Annotated in this window: 15 protein-coding genes; 4 read left to right on the top strand and 11 right to left on the bottom strand. The window is 74.4% G+C overall.

Features of this window, described 5'->3' with window-relative positions; genetic code table 11:
- Positions 1 to 132 precede the first annotated feature (132 nt).
- Together ACIA8F_RS16515 and ACIA8F_RS16520 are read right to left on the bottom strand one after the other, a co-directional pair.
- A complete protein-coding gene (locus ACIA8F_RS16515) occupies positions 133 to 744 on the bottom strand; it encodes a trimeric intracellular cation channel family protein (RefSeq protein WP_399379370.1) in 612 nt (203 codons plus the stop codon).
- A 240-nt stretch (positions 745 to 984) separates the two neighbouring features.
- A complete protein-coding gene (locus ACIA8F_RS16520) occupies positions 985 to 1,566 on the bottom strand; it encodes a sigma-70 family RNA polymerase sigma factor (RefSeq protein ID WP_399379371.1) in 582 nt (193 codons plus the stop codon).
- Positions 1,567 to 1,653: 87 nt separating this feature from the next.
- Between ACIA8F_RS16520 and ACIA8F_RS16525 the strand changes: the two genes are divergently transcribed.
- Positions 1,654 to 2,484, top strand: a complete 831-nt coding sequence (locus ACIA8F_RS16525; RefSeq protein ID WP_399379373.1) for an alpha/beta fold hydrolase — start codon at positions 1,654 to 1,656, stop codon at positions 2,482 to 2,484.
- A gap of 31 nt (positions 2,485 to 2,515) precedes the next feature.
- Here the strand turns inward: ACIA8F_RS16525 and ACIA8F_RS16530 are convergent, their stop codons facing one another.
- The 3 genes from ACIA8F_RS16530 to ACIA8F_RS16540 are packed head-to-tail and all read right to left on the bottom strand — an operon-like array spanning position 2,516 to position 5,825.
- Positions 2,516 to 3,640, bottom strand: coding sequence for an acyl-CoA dehydrogenase family protein (locus ACIA8F_RS16530; RefSeq protein ID WP_399379375.1), 1,125 nt, complete (start codon positions 3,638 to 3,640; stop codon positions 2,516 to 2,518).
- The gene (locus tag ACIA8F_RS16535) at positions 3,637 to 4,830 is read right to left on the bottom strand and encodes an acyl-CoA dehydrogenase family protein (RefSeq protein ID WP_399379376.1); all 1,194 of its coding nucleotides are present in this window, start codon (positions 4,828 to 4,830) and stop codon (positions 3,637 to 3,639) included. Before ACIA8F_RS16535 ends, ACIA8F_RS16530 begins: the two co-directional genes overlap by 4 nt.
- Entirely contained in the window at positions 4,827 to 5,825 is a 999-nt protein-coding gene (locus ACIA8F_RS16540; protein ID WP_399379377.1) for an NADPH:quinone oxidoreductase family protein, read from the bottom strand. The genes ACIA8F_RS16535 and ACIA8F_RS16540 overlap by 4 nt, the downstream gene beginning before the upstream one ends.
- Before the next feature lie 245 nt (positions 5,826 to 6,070).
- On the opposite strand from ACIA8F_RS16540, the gene ACIA8F_RS16545 reads away from it, so the two are divergent.
- The 3 genes from ACIA8F_RS16545 to ACIA8F_RS16555 all read left to right on the top strand — a co-directional run bounded on the left by ACIA8F_RS16545 (position 6,071) and on the right by ACIA8F_RS16555 (position 8,971).
- Entirely contained in the window at positions 6,071 to 7,276 is a 1,206-nt protein-coding gene (locus ACIA8F_RS16545) for a hypothetical protein (protein WP_399379379.1), read from the top strand.
- A 64-nt stretch (positions 7,277 to 7,340) separates the two neighbouring features.
- On the top strand, positions 7,341 to 8,240 hold the full coding sequence (locus tag ACIA8F_RS16550) for an SDR family oxidoreductase (RefSeq protein WP_399379380.1): 900 nt from the start codon (positions 7,341 to 7,343) through the stop codon (positions 8,238 to 8,240).
- 137 nt (positions 8,241 to 8,377) lie between these two features.
- Positions 8,378 to 8,971, top strand: a complete 594-nt coding sequence (locus ACIA8F_RS16555; RefSeq protein ID WP_399379381.1) for a TetR family transcriptional regulator — start codon at positions 8,378 to 8,380, stop codon at positions 8,969 to 8,971.
- 71 nt (positions 8,972 to 9,042) lie between these two features.
- Here ACIA8F_RS16555 and ACIA8F_RS16560 read toward each other — a convergent pair whose 3' ends face one another.
- The 6 genes from ACIA8F_RS16560 to ACIA8F_RS16585 all read right to left on the bottom strand — a co-directional run bounded on the left by ACIA8F_RS16560 (position 9,043) and on the right by ACIA8F_RS16585 (position 15,714).
- On the bottom strand, positions 9,043 to 9,876 hold the full coding sequence (locus ACIA8F_RS16560) for an enoyl-CoA hydratase/isomerase family protein (protein ID WP_399379383.1): 834 nt from the start codon (positions 9,874 to 9,876) through the stop codon (positions 9,043 to 9,045).
- Between the two features lie 23 nt (positions 9,877 to 9,899).
- Positions 9,900 to 10,664 (bottom strand): PIG-L deacetylase family protein, encoded by a 765-nt coding sequence (locus ACIA8F_RS16565; protein WP_399379384.1) that lies wholly within the window; start codon positions 10,662 to 10,664, stop codon positions 9,900 to 9,902.
- Between the two features lie 96 nt (positions 10,665 to 10,760).
- Positions 10,761 to 12,095: an alpha/beta fold hydrolase gene (locus ACIA8F_RS16570; RefSeq protein WP_399379385.1), complete on the bottom strand. Its 1,335-nt coding sequence runs from the start codon at positions 12,093 to 12,095 to the stop codon at positions 10,761 to 10,763.
- 105 nt (positions 12,096 to 12,200) lie between these two features.
- A complete protein-coding gene (locus ACIA8F_RS16575; protein WP_399379387.1) occupies positions 12,201 to 13,298 on the bottom strand; it encodes a phosphotransferase in 1,098 nt (365 codons plus the stop codon).
- 20 nt (positions 13,299 to 13,318) lie between these two features.
- The gene (locus ACIA8F_RS16580; RefSeq protein WP_389688038.1) at positions 13,319 to 14,404 is read right to left on the bottom strand and encodes an S-(hydroxymethyl)mycothiol dehydrogenase; all 1,086 of its coding nucleotides are present in this window, start codon (positions 14,402 to 14,404) and stop codon (positions 13,319 to 13,321) included.
- A gap of 311 nt (positions 14,405 to 14,715) precedes the next feature.
- The gene (locus ACIA8F_RS16585; RefSeq protein WP_399379389.1) at positions 14,716 to 15,714 is read right to left on the bottom strand and encodes a LysR substrate-binding domain-containing protein; all 999 of its coding nucleotides are present in this window, start codon (positions 15,712 to 15,714) and stop codon (positions 14,716 to 14,718) included.
- Positions 15,715 to 15,754: the final 40 nt, after the last annotated feature.

Raw genomic sequence — 15,754 nt, forward strand, 5'->3', positions numbered from 1 at the left:
GGTTCACGGCGGCCGTGAACCGCCCTTCCCGAGAACAATGGCCCAAGAGCAGGTTTCCGGCATCGCGCCACTCCTTGGACCGGTGCGCCTTCCGGTGCGGGAGCCGGTTGCGCGACGCGCCGGCCGGCGGCCTCAGGCCGTGGTGCGCTGGAGCCGGGGCAGGTGCAGATCGCGGAAGACGGCGGTCATGCGCAGGGCGAAGACCAGGGCGGCAGACACCACGATGTTGACGGTGTCGGCAGCGCCCGCCCAGTGCAGGCCGAGGTAGGCCAGGGCCCCGGCGAGCGCGGCCGTCGCGTACACCTCTTCGCGCAGCAGCAACGGCGGGAACTCCCCGCAGAGCACGTCGCGGACGACCTCGCCGGTGACGCCGGTCAGGACGGCCAGGATGAGCACGGCGACGGGGGTGACGTGCGCGTCGATGGCGGCGCGGGCGCCGATCACGGTGACGACGGCGAGACCGACGGCGTCGACGACCATGAGCGCGCGGTGCGGGAGCTCGCGGCGGCGCAGGTAGAGCATGGTGGCGACGGCGACGGTCCCGATGAGGACGAGCAGCAGCCAGTCGTGGGTCCAGTAGAGCGGGTGCCGGCCGAGGATGAGGTCGCGCAGGGTCCCGCCGGAGATGCTGGCCGCGAAGGCGAGGACGAGCCCGCCGAAGGGGTCCATGTTGGCGCGGTGGGCTGCCAGGACGCCGGAGGCGGCGAAGGCGGCGATGCCGAGGAGGTAGAGGGCGTGCAGCATGGCGCCTCCTTCGAGGGGCGGGCGGGACGGGAGCGGGCCGCGCGTGAGCGGGAGCGGCACGAGGGGTCCCGTAGAGGGTGCGGGATCCGGCCGGGCGGCCGCATCGGCCGTTCGGCCAGAACGGCTTTGCGGATGTGCGGACGCCCCGGCGGACGTCGCGATGTACGTCTCCGAGGACGCCCCCACGGATGTCCCGATGTACGGATCCACGTCGGCCCCGCCCCGGAGCCGCCCGTCCCGTCAGGCTCCGTCGCCCAGCCGGTCGCGCTGGATCCGGTGGGCCAGGGTGCGGCGCACGGAGGCCGGGGTGTCCGCGGTGGCCCCCGAGGGGACGTCGAGGCCGCGGGCGATCGCGTCGTAGGCCTCCCGGTGGCTGCCGGGCAGGTCCTCCCGGTGCAGCCTCAGGTCCTCCTCGACGAGGCGGCGCAGCTCGTCCACCTCGCGGGGCGTGAAGCGCTTCTTCCCCCGGGCAAGGGCATCGACGTGGCGGGCGCAGCGCGCGGTGTCCGGGTACGCCTCGGCGATCTCCTCGGCCAGGCCCCAGAGGCGGCCTTCGAGCCAGGGGGCGTCGCCCTGGTCGAGGGAGAGCCCGAGCGGCGGGATCGGGTCTTCCGCCTTGTACTTCGCCACCTGCTTCGACACGGCGGGCTGGCTCATCTCCGTGAGCCGGGCGATCTTGTCCTGGGTCCAGCCGAGGCCGGTGAACACTTTGATCATCTCGGTGCGCAGCTTGCGCATCTCCTCGCCCGCGCGGATGACCTCGTTCATCTCCGCGAGCATCCGCCCGGCCTGCTCCTCCGTCAGCGACTCCGCATCTGTCATAGCTCGGTTATACACCTCGGTCGCGGCTTGTCGGCACGCCACGATAACCGGGTTGTATAACCTGGTTATCACGGGCAGGCTGGGCCCATGCCCACCTTCTGCGCCCCCGACGGAACCCGCCTCGCCTACCGCACTGCCGGAGACGGCGACCCGCTCCTCTGCATCCCCGGCGGTCCTACGGACTCCCGCTACCTCGGGGACCTCGGCGGCCTGTCCCGCCACCGCCGGCTGATCCTGCTCGACCCGCGCGGCACCGGCGGGTCGGCGGTGCCCGAGGACCCCTCCTCCTACCGCTGCGACCGGCTCGTCGACGACGTGGAGGCGCTGCGCGAACACCTCGGGCTCGCCCGGACCGACCTGCTCGGACACTCCGCCGGGGCGAACGTCGCGATGGGGTACGCCGCCCGGTACCCCGGTGCCGTCGACAGGCTGGTCCTGGTCGGCCCGAGCACCCGGGCCGTCGGGATCGAGGTGACCGGCGAGACGCGGCTCGAACTGGCGCGGCTCCGCAAGGACGAGCCGTGGTTCCCGGCGGCATTCGCCGCCCTGGAGGCCGTCTCCGCGGGCACGGGCGGCGACTGGGAGGCCCTCACCCCCTTCTTCTGCGGCCGGTGGGACCGGGCGGCACGGGAGCACCACGCAGCCGGCCTGCCGGTCAACCGCGCGGCCGTCGCCGGCTTCGGCGCCGACGGCGCCTTCACCCCGCAGGCCACCCGGACGGCGCTGGCCGCCTTCGGGGCGCCCGTCCTGCTGCTCACCGGGGAGTTCGACCTGAACAGTCCGCCCCGGTCGACGGCGGAGCTCGCGGCGCTGTTCCCCGGCGCCACGCTCTCGGTGCAGCCCGGAGCCGGCCATTACCCCTGGGTCGACGACGCCGGCCGGTTCGAGGCGGCCGTCTCGGCGTTCCTGGGGCAATGACCGGCAAGAACCGGCAACGACCGGCTGCGCCTTACGGCGCCGGGAGTTCCGCGAAGTCCGCCACCAGGCCCCGGTGGTGGCCGGCCGTGCCCAGGGCCAGGGAGTCGGCCTTGGCGCGCTTGAGGTACAGGTGCGCCGGGTGTTCCCAGGTCATGCCGATGCCTCCGTGGAGCTGTACGCACTCCTCGGCGGCCCGGACCGCCACGCCCGAGCAGTAGGCCTGGGCCACCGCCACCGTGAGCGGCGCGTCGGCGGCTCCGCTCGCGAGGGCGTCGGCCGCGGCGCGGGCCGCCGCGCGGGCGGAGGCCACGTCGAGCCACAGCCGGGCGAGGCGGTGCTTGAGGGCCTGGAAGGAGCCGACGGGGCGGTTGAACTGGTGGCGGGTGCGCAGGTACGCCACCGTCTCCGTCAGGCACCACTCGGCGATCCCGAGCTGCTCCGAGGCCAGCAGACCGGCCCCCGAGAGCAGTGCTCCGGCGATGGCCGCCCGGGCGGTGGCCGGGTCGGCGAGCCGGGTTCCGGTGGCCCCGTCGAGGTGGACGGCCGCCAGGGGCCGGGTCTGGTCCAGCGCCACGAGGGGGGTCAGCGCGACCCCGACGGCGTCGGCCGGGACGGCGTACAGCCCGGTGTCGGCGAGGACGAGCAGCACGTCCGCGCAGACGGCGTCGGCGACGGAGCCGACGCTCCCGCCGAGCGAGCCCGCGCCGGAATCCCGTACCGGCGCCGGCAGGGGCGCGCCCGGGGCCAGGGTCAGGGGCAGGGCGGGCACGCAGACGCGGTGGCCCGCCGCGAGCTCCCGCAGGAGGTCGGCGGACTCCGCGCTCTCGCAGCCGAGCAGGATCTCCGTGGCCAGGACCGCGCTCGTGAGGTACGGGACCGGCGCGGCGGCCCGGCCGAGCTCCTCCAGGACCACGGCCGCCTCCCGGTGGCCGGCCCCCTGCCCGCCCAGCTTCTCCGGTACGAGGAGCCCCGCCGTGCCGATGTCGGCGGCGAGCACCCGCCACAGTCCGGGGTCGTGGGGCCCGGCTCCCTCGATCCGGGCGAGGACGGCCGCGGGGGCGCAGCGGGCGGCGAGCAGGGACCGTACCGCCGTACGGAGTTCCTCCTCGGTCTCGGAGTACAGCAGGTCCAGCGGGGCCGCGGCGGGAGAGCTCATCGGGCCAGGTCCTTCCAGGCGAGGTCCTTGTCGTCGCGCGGCTCGGCGGGCAGGCCGAGGACGCGTTCGGCGACGATGTTGAGGAGGATTTCGCTGGTGCCGCCCTCGATGCTGTTGCCCTTGGCGCGCAGGTAGCGGTAGCCGGCGTCGCGGCCGGTGAAATCGACGATCTCGGGGCGGCGCAGGGTCCAGTCCTCGTACAGCAGGCCCTCTTCGCCGAGGAGTTCCACCTCCAGGCCGCTGATCTCCTGGTTCAGCCGGGCGAAGGTCAGCTTCATGCCCGAGCCCTCGGGTCCGGGCTGGCCCTGGGCGAGCTGCTGGCGCAGCCGCTCGCCGGTCAGCCGGGCGACCTCGGCCTCGACCCACAGTTCCAGCAGCCGCCGGTGCAGGTCGTGCGTGCGCAGCTCCGGCCGTTCGCGCCAGGCGGCGGCGACCGGGGCGATCATGCCGCCCTCGCGCGGGATCCGCATGCCGCCGATGGAGACGCGTTCGTTCATCAGGGTGGTGCGGGCCACCGCCCAGCCCTGGCCCACCTCGCCGAGGCGGTGGGCGTCGGGGATCCGCACTCCGGTCAGGAAGACCTCGTTGAACTCGGCCTCGCCGGTGATCTGCCGCAGCGGGCGCACCTCGACGCCGGGCGCGGTCATGTCGCACAGGAAGTAGGTGATGCCCTGGTGCTTGGGCAGCGCCGGGTCGGTGCGGGCGATCAGGATGGCCCAGCGGGCGGTGTGGGCGCTGGAGGTCCACACCTTCTGGCCGTCCACCACCCACTCCTCCCCTTCGCGCACCGCGCGGGTGCTGAGGGCGGCCAGGTCGGAGCCGGCGCCCGGCTCGCTGAAGAGCTGGCACCACACCTCCTCGCCGAGCCACAGCGGGCGCAGGAAGCGCCGCTTCTGCTCCTCGGTGCCGTACGCGAGGATCGTGGGCGCGGCCATGCCGAGGCCGATGCCGATCCGGCGCGGGTCGTTGTCGGGGGCTCCGGCCGCTTCCAGCTCGGCGTCCACGACGGCCTGCAGGGAGCGGGGCGCGCCGAGGCCGCCGAGGCCTTCGGGGTAGTGGACCCAGGCGAGTCCGGCGTCGAAGCGGGCCCCCAGGAACTCCTCGCGCGCGGTGCCGGCGGGCGGGTGCGCGGCCAGCAGTTCCCGTACGCGGGCGCGCAGTTGCTCGGCGGTGTGCGCGGCGGCCGTCATCGGGAGCCCCCTGCCGGGGCGGCGGGCAGCGCGGCGTCCAGGGCCGGTACGACGACCAGCCGGCCGGTGGTGGTCCCGTCGGCGAGGCGCTGCACGGCGTCCGCGGCTCCGGCGAGCGGAACCCGTTCGCTGACCAGCGGTCTGATGGAGCCGTCGGCGGCGAGCCGGGTGAGCTCGGTGTGGCAGGCGGCGATCGCGGCCGGGTCCTTGGCGGCGTACAGGCCCCAGTGGAGGCCGAGGATCGCGTAGTTCTTGACGAGGGCATGGTTCAGCGCGGGGGTGGGAATGGTGCCGCTCGCGAAGCCGACGACGACGATCCGTCCCTCGAAGGCCACGCACTTGGCCGAGGCGGCGTAGGCCTCGCCGCCGACCGGGTCGTAGACCACGTCGGCCCCGCGGCCCCCGGTGAACTCCTTGACCCGGGCGACCAGGTCCTCGCCGGTGCGGTCGATGACGAGGTCGCAGCCGAGCTCCTCGGCGGTGCGCACCTTGGCCTTGCCGCCGACGACCCCGATGACGGTGGCTCCGGCGGCCTTGCCGAGCTGGACGGCGGCGCTGCCCACCCCGCCGGCGGCGGCGTGCACGAGGAGGGTCTCCCCGGCCCGGATCCGGGCCCGGCGGTGCAGGCCGAACCAGCCGGTCTGGTAGCCGATGTGCAGGGCGGCCGCCTCGGCGTCGTCGAGGGTGTCCGGGGCGGGGAGCAGGGCGCGCGCGGGGGCGGTGACGTACTGCGCGAAACCGCCGTGCGGCAGGCTCGGGTTGGCGATGACGCGGCGGCCGTCGTCGGTCTCGCCGCAGATCTCCACCCCGGGGGTGAAGGGGAGCGGTGGGCGGATCTGGTACTGGCCGCGCACGAGCAGTGCGTCGGGGAAGTTGACGTTGGCGGCGAGCACCTTGAGCCTCACCTCGCCCTCGCCGGGCACCGGTTCGGGCACCTCTTCGAGGCGCATGGCCTCGCGGGGCTCGCCGGGGGTGTGTACTCGCCATGCCTGCATCCGGGGCCTCCAGCCGCCGACGGGAACCACGCCTCGCGGGCATACTAAGCGGTCGCTTGCAGCTGTGGGAACCAGTGGGCGTCACGGGAACGGGTCGGTCCGCAACGACACGCGCCGATCCGGTCGCATCCCGCCCCCTTTCGGGCAACATATGACACGGGCACGTCATGATCGGAGACGGCTGACGGGCACGGGGATCCCGCCGCCGGGGCGGGGCGCTGCACACATCCTGGGGGAAGCACCACATGAGCAGAAGCATGTCCGCGCTCGCGGCCGGCGCCGTCCTGGCGGGTCTCGTCACGGCCACCGCTCCGGCCTCCGCCGCGCCGGCCTCGTACGCGGTAGCCGCCCCGACGGGCACCCCTACGGTCGCCTCCGCCGCCGCCACCGCCACCGCGTGCGTGCCGGACGCCGTCCGGCTGCCGGCCCTGCCGTCCGGCCCCTGGACCTCCGGGGCCGTGAACGGACTCGGAGCGGACGGTCTCGCCGTCGGGGAGAGCCGCGGCCTCCCGGCGTACTGGACCGCGGACCGCACGGTCCACCCCGTCCCGCTGCCGGCCGGCTTCCAGAACGGCAGCGTCACGGCCGTCAACGCCAAGGGCCTGATGGTCGGCACCCTGGAGCGCTCATCGGACCGCGCGCACGCCGCCTTCACCTACCGCGCGGGGGACGCGGCGGTACGGCTGCTGACCGGCGCCTCCGCCGGCACGGGCGCCGGTGACGTCAACGACGCGGGCCGGGTCGTCGGCATGGACGCCGGCACCCCGAAGGAGTGGGCGAACGGCACCGTGGTCCGCGAACTGCCCGTACCCGAGGACGCGCACCCCGGGACCCGGATCGTGACGGTGGACGGCATCAACAAGCGCGGGGACGTGCTCGGAACCGCCCACACGGAGTACGAGGACCCCGAGAACGACCGGATCGTCAGCAAGACCTTCCCGGTGGTCTGGCCGGCCGGCGGCGGCTACCCGCCCTACAGCCTGCCGGTCTGGAACGAGACGGACTGGACGACGGGCACCGAGGCGAGCGGCATCGACGACAAGGGCCGCGTCGTCGGCTACGAGGCGGAGAACTACCGGGAGCTGCGGCGCCGCACCCCGGCCGTCTGGAAGAAGCCGTACGACGCACCGCCCGCCGCCCCCGGACCGGTCACCGGCTACGAGACCCTGACCTTCGAGGCCATCAGCCCGACCACGAACGTGACGGTCGGCGCCGCCGCCACCTTCGTCGAGGGCTACGCCCGCTACGTACGGGCGGCCTACTGGCCGGGCACGGGGTCCCCGCTCGTCCTCCCAAACCCGGCGGGCGCGAGCGCCGACGTCAATACCGAGGCCCGCGCCGTCTCGGACGACGACCGGGTCGGCGGCTCCTTCCGCGATCTGCTCACCCTGACGGACAGCGCGATGATCTGGACCTGCGCGAGCAAGCAGGCCTACGCGCCCGAGAAGTAGCGGGAAGCAACTGGCCCCGGCACGCCCATGGCGGTCTCGGCGCCCGCACGCTATCGATGGGCGCATGGAGACCCCCACGCGCGGCCTGCCCGCGCCCCCGCCGCTCGGTTCCGCGGCCCTGCCCCCCGGCACGTTCACCGGCCGGGCGGTGCTCGTGACCGGCGGCGGGACCGGGCTGGGCAAGGCCATCGCCGCCGAGTTCGCGCGGCTCGGCGCGGACCTGGTGATCGCCGGCCGCCGGATCGAGCAGCTCAAGTCCGCCCAGGAGGAGCTGGCGGCCGTCCCGGGAGCGGGCCGGGTGACGGCCGCCGTCTGCGACATCCGCGACCCCGAGCGGGTCGCCGAGGTCTTCGACGCCGCCGCGGCCGCCTTCGGCGGGGTCCCGGACGTGCTCATCAACAACGCTGCCGCCAACTTCCCCTGCCCGGCCGAGGACTTGTCCCCCAACGCCTGGCGCGCGGTGGTCGACATCACCCTGACCGGCACCTGGTTCGTGACCCGGGAGTTCGGCCGCCGCCACCTCGCCGCGGGCAGCGCCGGATCCATCGTGAACATCGGCGCCTCGTACGCCTGGACCGGCGGCCCCGGCTACGCGCACAGCGCCGCCGCCAAGGCGGGGGTGAAGAACCTCGTCGAAACCCTCGCCGTCGAGTGGGGACCGTACGGCATCCAGATCAACGGACTGGTGCCGGGCCTGTTCCCGCACGCCGACATGACCGAGGACATCCGGGGCGGCCTGGAACGGTCCGCCCCGGACGACAAGGACGCCAGGCAGCCCGCCCTGCGGGTCGGGGCACCGCGCGAACTGGGCTGGGCCGCCACCTTCCTGGCCTCGCCCTACGCCCGCTTCATCACCGGCCACACCCTGGTGGTGGACGGGGCGAACTGGCAGCGGCGCTCCCTGGTCAACCCCGAAGTGGTGCCGATCCGGGACCAGTTGGGGCGCGGCCCGTTCATCCCCTGACGCGGCGGGGCGCAGGCGCGCCCGCCCCGTCCGGCCCGTTACGTCATTCCGGCACGACACGCCAGGGTGCGATCGTGTGGCACATTGACCCCGTCCACAGCCGCCATCCACGCCTTGGAGGTCCTGCGGTGAGCACGGTGAGCAGAAACCGCCCGTCCCTGACGGCACGGCGCAGGGAGGCCACCTGGTACGAGATCGCGGAGGCCGCCGCCGACCTGTTCTCGGAGCGGGGGTTCGAAGCCACCACCGTCGACGACATCGCGCGGGCGGCCGGCATCTCGCTGCGCACCTTCTACCGGTACTGCCCGACGAAGGAGGACGCCCTGACCCCGGTGCTGACCGCGGGCGTCTCCACCCTGGTCGAGGAACTCGCCCTGCGGCCCGCGGCGGAGCCCCTCACCGAAGCGGTCCAGGCCGCCTTCACCACCGCCACCGCGGGCACGCGCTACGAGGGCCCGGGGCAGACGGCCCGCCTGATCCAGGTGATGGGCGGCGTCCCCGAGATACGGATGCGCTGGCTCGCGGCCGCGCGCGCGATGCAGGACCGCCTGGTGCCCGTCCTCGCGGTCCGCACGGGGCGCCCCGAATCCGCCCTGGAGACACGGATCCTCGCGGCCGTCCTCATCGACGCGGTCACCGTCGCCCTCGAACACTGGGCGGCCGAAGGCGGCCGGGAACCCCTCCCCGCGGTCTCGGCGCGCGCCCTGGCCCTCCTGCGCCTGGAGACGTAGAGGAGGAGCGGGGCCCCGCGTACGCGTCGAACGGGACGGGCAGGAGTTCGCGTTCTCGGCCCGGCCCTTGCTCAGCCTCCGGTGAAGTGCGGGGGACGGCGCTGCGCCTTCGCGGTGTAGCCCTCGCGGGAGTCCTCCGAGGTGAGGGTGAGGGCCGCCGTCATCGCCACCCGGTCCAGGGCCGCGGGCAGGGCTGCGTCCGCGTAGGAGTCGATCGCGCGCTTGATGCCCTGAACGGCGAGCGGGGCGTTGGCCGCGATCTCCGCCGCGAGGGCACGGGCGACTGCTTCCAACTCCCCTGCGGGGACGACCTGCTGGAGGAGGTTGAGGCGCTCCGCCGTCCGGGCGTCGATCCGGCGGCCGGTCAGGGCCAGGAACTTGGCCCATCCGGCGCCCGCCTCCCGGGCGATGCGCAGGTCGCCGCCCGCGTCCACCGCGACGCCCAACTGGGCCTCCGGCAGGGCGAAGACGGCATCTTCCGATGCCACCCGGACGTCCGCCATCAGGGCCAGTTCGAAGCCGAAGCCCAGGCAGTACCCCTGCACCGCGGCCACCACCGGCTGCGGGAGCCGGGCCAGGACCGCGAAGCGTTCGTGGACCCAGCGGATGCCCTCGTAGTAGTTGCGGTTGCGTTCGGCCGCCGAGCCGCCGGTGATCGCGCCGCCCGGGGCCGTCACGTCGATGCCCGCGCAGAACGCGCGGCCCTCGGCCCGCAGCAGGACCACCCGGACGGCGGGGTCGAAGCGGATCCGGTCCGCCAGCAGGCCGAGCTGGCGCGTGGACTCCCAGCTCCAGCCGTTGAGCTTCTCCGGCCGGCAGAGGGTGAGTTCCGCGATCCCGTCCGCGACGTCCAGACGGATCCGTTCCTCACCCTCCGCGATCTCCGTGCTGATGGTGTCGATCACGCGCACACCTTAGGGCGGACCGGCTAACGCGGGAAGACCTCGAACGGCACCGCGGGACGGCCCCCGAACCGGGCGGCCGCCTGCTGGGCGTTGCCCGTCAGGAAGGTGCGTACGTACGTCTCCGGGTCCTCGTCGGTCAGCGCGGCAATGTACGCCTTGTGTTCCATCAGGGACTTCACCGAACGCTCCAGGCCGGGGCCGGCGTCGGCCGCGTGCGTGGGCGTCGTGGTGCCGGACACCGCGACCCAGCGCACCCCGTTCCACGGCTCCAGGCCCTGTTCCGTGAGGAGTTCGGGAAAGATCCAGCGGTTGCCGGCGTCGCCCGCGGCGTCCAGGGTGGCCCGGCCGACCGCCTTGTGGTCCGGGGTGTTCCAGTAGCCGCCGCCCTCGGCCCCGCCCCAGGTGTCCCGGTGGTTCATCGTGATCACCAGCTCGGGGCGGTGGCGCCGGATGGCCGCCGCGATGTCCCGGCGCAGCTCCGGGCCGTACTCCAGGACCCCGTCGCGGTGGTCGAGGAACTCCACCGTGGGCACGCCGACGACGGCCGCGCTCGCGCGCTGCTCCGCCTCGCGCAGCGGGGCGCACGTCTCGGGGTCGATGGTGTCGATGCCGGCCTCGCCGCGCGTGGCGAGCAGGTAGACGACCTCGCGGCCGCCGTCCGTCCAGTCCGCGATGGCCGCCGCGCAGCCGTACTCCAGGTCGTCCGGGTGCGCCACGACGGCCAGCGCGCGCTGCCAGTCGGTGGGCATGGGCTCCAACGGGGCGGGCCCGTACTGTCGTTCGTTCATGGGTCGCACCATAGGCGAAGGGACGCACAGGGGCTGGTGACGGCCCTCCTCGACGCCGGCGGGTCGTTCTTCGAGCCCGCGGTCGCGGCCCGCGGTTCAGGCCTCGTCGCGTACGAGCGCCAGCAGCCGGTCGAGGACGCGCGGGCCTCCGGCGCGTACCCCGTCGTGCTCGAACTCGTCCGTCACCCAGGTCTTCAGCCCGCGGATCGCCCCGGCGGTGGCCAGGGAGTGGGCGGTGTCCACGTACATGTCGTCGTGGTAGACGGCCGCGGCCACCGGCACCTCGTTGACCGCGAGCCGCGCCCGGTCGTACAGCGGGGTCCAGCCGGTGCGCGCCATCAGCAGCGCGGCGGTCTCGCGCAGCGGGGCGAGCGCCGGGTCGCAGTCGAAGTGCCAGGGGTGGATGGTCTCACCGGTGAAGTACAGCGGCTCCGTGCCCGCGAGGGTCATCGCGGCGTCGAACCGCGGGTGCCCGGAGCGGACCTGCTCGGCGGCCCAGCCGATGGGCGCGCCCCCGTCCTGAGCGTAGATCGCCTCGTGCAGCAGGGCATAGAGCGGGTGCCCGGCGAAGGACAGCTGGGCGTGCACGGCCTCCAGGAAGGCGTCGGAGAGGGCGGGCCCGTCCGGGGTGGGGACGAAGGCGTCCTCCAGCAGGTAGTGCAGCTGGTGGCTGCCGTCGGAGACGCCGAGGAGCAGACCGAGGGACTGGAAGGCCTCGGCCGTCAGCAGGTAGCCGCCGGGGAGCCGGGCCGGGCGCTCGAGGAGGTGTGCGGCGATGCGGCGGGCCCGCTCCGCGTCCATGGGGTAGCGGGCGTAGTGCGCCCGGTTCTTGCGGGCGACGCGGGGGTACGCGGCTTCGTACACCTCGGTGGCGGTGGCGTCGAGGGAGGGCAGCCCGCCGGTGATGAGGGCGGCGCTCAGCCCCTCGGGGGCGGCGCCCAGGTAGTGGGTGACGCAGAAGCCGCCGAAGCTCTGGCCGAGGACCGTCCAGGGCGCACCGCCGGTGAGGAGCGGACGGATGGTCTCGGCGTCGCGCACGATGGAGTCGGCGCGGAAGTGGGCGAGGTACTCGGCCTGCTGTGCGGGGCCGCCGCGCAGCGGCAGGGTCTGCCGGTTGGCCGGGGTGGAGCGGCCGGTTCCGCGCTGGTCGAGGAGCAGCACCCGGTACTCGGTGAGGGCCCGCTCCAGCCATGCCTGCCGCCCGGCGAACCTGCGGGCGCCGAAGCCGGGTCCGCCCTCCAGGTAGAGCAGCCAGGGCAGGGACTCCGGGTCCTTGCCGGTGGCGACCAGTTCGCGGGCGTACAGCTCGATCCGCTCGCCCTCGGGGCGGGCGTGGTCGAGCGGGACGGTGAAGTGGTGGTCGGTGAGGACGACACCGGGCTGGCGGTAGCTGCCGGCGGCGGTCGCGGGGGTCACAGTCACGGGGTTCACGGGGGTCACGGGAGGTCCCTGGGGTCGGCGCGGTGCGGTGGTGTGCGCGGCAGCCGTTCCGGGGCCGGGGGTGATGACGCACCGGGACGGCGGGCCCGCCCGAGCTTACGCGAGGCACCCGGGGGCGCCGCTTGCCGCACCCGGGGTCACTGGCGGGTCCGGGCGCCACCAGAAGCGCCCGCCGATGAGCTCCTCCAGCGAGCGGAGCCGGTCCGCGGCCATCCGTGCGTGGACGTCGGGGCGTTCCAGTGCGACGCGGAGGTCGGCTGCGAGGTGGGTCGCTTCGCGGACCTCGCAGCCTGCCCGAAGGGTGTCGGGAGGGGTACCCGTCGCACGGGCGACGACGTCGAGGACGTTCTCCCTGTGCGGGCCGCTGAACCGGATCAGGAAGAACCAGTCGTCGACGGGGTCACCGAAGCGGGCCCATTCGAAGTCCAGCAGGGCCGTCACGCTCCGGCCGTGGGCGAGCCAGTTGTCCCAGTGGCAGTCCGCGTGGACCGGGACGACCGCACGGGCATGCGGGGGTGCGTCGTGCGCGATCGCAAGCAGCCCGTCGAGCAGGTGGGAGGGCACGGTTCCGTGCCGATCGCGCTCGATGAGGGCCTCGATCCCGGCGAGGAACTCGGCCCTGCCGGTGAACCCTCCGTGGTCGAGGGTTTCCCTCAGCGTCCGTTCGGCCCCGCCCCCGGGCACCCAGGCGTGGAGCCGGCCGAGCCGCTCGACCGCCTCCTCGGCCAACGCGCGCGCCGTCGCCGCGTCCACGCCGGGCATGCCCATGCCGGGAGCCGTCCCCGGCACGCGGGCGTAGCAGGCGTAGCGGACTTCGTCGCCCGTCTCCAGCCGGTGGATCCCGCTGCCGAGCAGCGGGGCCGCGAGTCCGGCGGGCAGGTGGGGCACGAGCGCGATCTCCCGGTTGAGCCGCGCGTGGGAGGACGCACCGATGAGCTTCACGACCGCGTCCGCGCCGACGTACACGTGGTGGGAACCGCTCGCGGCGGTGGCCAGGGGGCCGGGGTCCCGCCCCAGGGCCGCCGCCGCGATCGCGCGAGCGGCGGCGCGGGCCTGCCCCGGGTCGGTCATCGGCTCGCGGGCGGTGAGAGGCCCGTCGGCGGTCTGAGGTCCGCCGACGGTCGGAGACCCGCCGCCGACGGTCGGACGTCCGCCGACGGCCGGAGGTCCGCCGACGGCCAACGATCCCTCCACGCCCCAGGATCCGTCCGTGCTCAGAACTCGACCACCGAACGGAGCACCTCGCCGCGCTCCATCCGCGCGAAGGCCGCCTCGACCCCGTCCAGGGCGATCCGCTCGGAGACGAACGCGTCCAGGTCGAGCCTGCCTTGCAGGTACAGGTCGATGAGCAGCGGGAAGTCCCGCTCGGGCAGGCAGTCCCCGTACCAGGAGGACTTCAGGGCGCCGCCGCGTCCGAAGACGTCCAGCAACGGGAGTTCGAGCTGCATCTCCGGCGTCGGGACGCCGACCAGCACCACGGTGCCGGCCAGGTCGCGGGCGTAGAACGCCTGCTTGTACGTCTCCGGGCGGCCGACGGCCTCGATGACCACGTCGGCCCCGTTGCCGCCGGTCAGCTCCTGGATGGCCTTGACCACGTCCTGCGTACCGCCGTTGACGGTGTGCGTGGCTCCGAGTCCGCGCGCCCACTCGAGCTTCCGGTCGTCCAGGTCGACGGCGATGATGCGGGAGGCGCCGGCCAGCCTGGCCCCGGCGACGGCGGCGTTGCCCACTCCCCCGCAGCCGATCACGGCCACGGAGTCGCCGCGGCCGACGTTGCCGGTGTTCAGGGCGGCGCCCAGACCGGCCATCACCCCGCAGCCCAGCAGTCCGGCGGCGGCCGGCGAGGCGGCCGGGTCCACCTTGGTGCACTGGCCGGCGGCGACCAGGGTCTTCTCGGCGAAGGCGCCGATGCCCAGGGCCGGGGAGAGCGGGGTGCCGTCCTCCAGGGTCATGGGCTGGGTCGCGTTGTGCGTGGCGAAGCAGTACCAGGGACGGCCGCGCTTGCAGGCGCGGCAGCTTCCGCACACCGCGCGCCAGTTGAGGACGACGAAGTCGCCGGGGGCGACGGAGGTGACGTCCGGCCCGACCGATTCGACGACCCCGGCCGCCTCGTGACCGAGCAGGAAGGGGAACTCGTCGTTGATCCCGCCCTCCCGGTAGTGCAGGTCGGTGTGACAGACCCCGCAGGCCTGAACCCGTACCAGCGCCTCGCCGGGGCCCGGGTCGGGCACGAGGATCGTCGTGGTCTCCACCGGCGCGCCCTTGCTCCGTGCGATGACCCCTCGTACGCGATGCGTCACGTGCTACCCCGCTCTCGATCACTGTCCGGTCGACTGCACCGGAGGTCCCCCTCGGGCTTCCCCCGGTCCGGCCAACGTACACGCGCCGTCCCGGGAACGGACACTCCGGCAGCCCGGCAGCCCGGCACGCCGGCAAGGCGCTCTCTAGTGCTGTGGCCGGAAAGGTTTGCCGGGTCGCGTCGTCCGGTGCGGTGCATCGCAAGGCGGAGGACCACGCCTCGTACTGGACGTACTGGCGTGGTCCGACAACGCGGCGAGGTGCCGTGCCGGGCGGCGTGACCCGGTGAACCTTTCCGGTCACAGCACTAGCCCTACTGCCCGGGCAGGTCCGGCGGTAGGGCCGCTCGCAGGGCCGTGCTGAAGGCGGCTACGGCGGGGTGGGCCGCGGAGCCGCTGCGGAAGGCCACGTTGGTGCGGCGCTCCATGACGAGGCGGGTGAGTACGACGGCCGGATCCGGCTGTCCCGTGATCCCCAGCTGAGGCACCACCGCCGCGCCCTGGCCCGCCGCGACCAGTGCCAGTACGGTCGCGAACTCGTCCACCTGGTGGCGGATCCTCGGCACGAACCCGGCGTCCTCGCAGGCGCGCACGGTCATGGCGTGGCAGAGCGTGCCGGGCGTGGCAGTGATCCAGGGCGCGTCGGCATGCGTACGGAGCAACGCGCGCTGGCCGACGCCGCCCGCCCCGGCCGGAGCTGCGGCCCCGCCCGGTGCGCCGGGTTCGGCAGGTGGGGCTGTAGCCGCATGCGGCGGGGAGGCTGCGGCCTCGGGCGCCCAGGCCGCCGGGGTCGCCAGGTACATCGCCTCGCGGTAGAGCGGTTCCGTGGCGAGCCCGGGTTCGTCCGGCGCGGGGACGAAGTCGTACGCGTGGATCAGGGCCACGTCCAGATCCCCGGCCCGCAGCGCGTGCCCGACCGCCGCCGGGTCCGTCTCCGACACCATCGGCTCCAGCGCCGGGTGCCGGCGGCCCAGCTCGGCCAGGGCCGCCGGGACGATGGCCCGGGCCGCGGTGGGGAAGGAGCCGATCCGCAGCGCTCCGGCCAGCCCGCCCCGCGCCTCCGCGAGCTCCGCGTCGGCCCGCTCCAGGAGCTCCAGGACGGCGTCGGCGTGCCGGACCAGGTTCTGGCCGGCGGGCGTGAGCCGGACCCGGCGTCCGGTGCGCTCCAGCAGGGGCAGACCGGCCTCGCGTTCGAGGACCGAGAGCTGCTGGGACACGGCCGAAGGGCTGAAGGAGAGCGCCTCGGCGACCGCGGCGATGGTCCCCCGCTGGGCGAGTTCGCGCAGGAGGCGCAGGCGTCGTACATCGAGCATCGGATCAGCTTACGGTTCACCCGGGAAACGCGAACTGGAT

The organism is Streptomyces sp. NPDC051563 (genome assembly GCF_044454225.1).
In the GTDB taxonomy this organism is placed as follows: Bacteria; Actinomycetota; Actinomycetes; order Streptomycetales; family Streptomycetaceae; genus Streptomyces.